The organism is Acetobacter sacchari (genome assembly GCF_017377715.1).
GTDB classification, from domain to species: domain Bacteria; phylum Pseudomonadota; class Alphaproteobacteria; order Acetobacterales; family Acetobacteraceae; genus Acetobacter; species Acetobacter sacchari.
The window spans coordinates 1-777 of record NZ_JAFVMF010000056.1 but is presented as its reverse complement, the minus strand read 5'-3'; the positions used below and the strand labels follow the sequence as shown (position 1 = coordinate 777).

At 56.1% G+C, this 777-nt stretch carries 1 pseudogene; it reads right to left on the bottom strand.

Annotated features, from left to right (window positions below):
- Positions 1–754 (bottom strand): annotated as a pseudogene (locus J2D73_RS20225) (IS5 family transposase).
- Positions 755–777: the final 23 nt, after the last annotated feature.

The window sequence follows — 777 nt, the reverse complement described above, 5'->3', positions numbered from 1 at the left end:
TCAGTTAAGCAGGATGATGATTGAAGCGAACTGGACGGCTGCGAGGAAGGTGGATTTCAGCTTGCCGTAGCGTGTTGCGATAGCGCGTAACTGTTTGAGTTTATTGAAGAACCGCTCGACAAGGTTACGCTCCCTGTAAAGAGCGAAGTCTGTTTCCCGTTGGGTTGTTCTGTTGCGTTTCGGTGGGATGACCACGGTAATCCTGCGCTCTGTCAGCCGATTGATCAACCTGTCTGCATCATACGCCCTATCAGCCAGGAAGGCGTCCGGATCGATGTTTTCGAGCATCGGTTCCGCTTGGCTGATATCCGCATCCGGTCCCGGTGTGACGTCGATCTCCACCGATTGCCGAGAGCGTCGCAGATGGCATGGATCTTTGTAGTCAGTCCGCCCCGGGATCGTCCGACAGCCTGATCCGTGCCCCTTTTTTGAGAGCTTCGGCACTGTGCTGATGCGCCCGGACAATCGTGCTGTCGATCATCATGTATTCATTGCCGTGATCAGCGGCCAGATAACGAAATATCCGTTCTATAACACCGCTTTCACACCAGCGGCGCAGACGCCGGTGGACGTTTTTCCAGTCCCCGAACCGGGCAGGAAGGTCACGCCACGGAATGCCAGCACGATAGCGATACAACACCGCTTCCACGAACAGCCTGTTATCCGCGGCCGTGCCGCCAACATGGCCCTCCCGACCGGGGAGAAGGTCCTTTATCCGTTCCCATTGATCATCGCGTAAACCGTAGCGCCGCATCTGTTTCTCTCCCCCAAAACCGG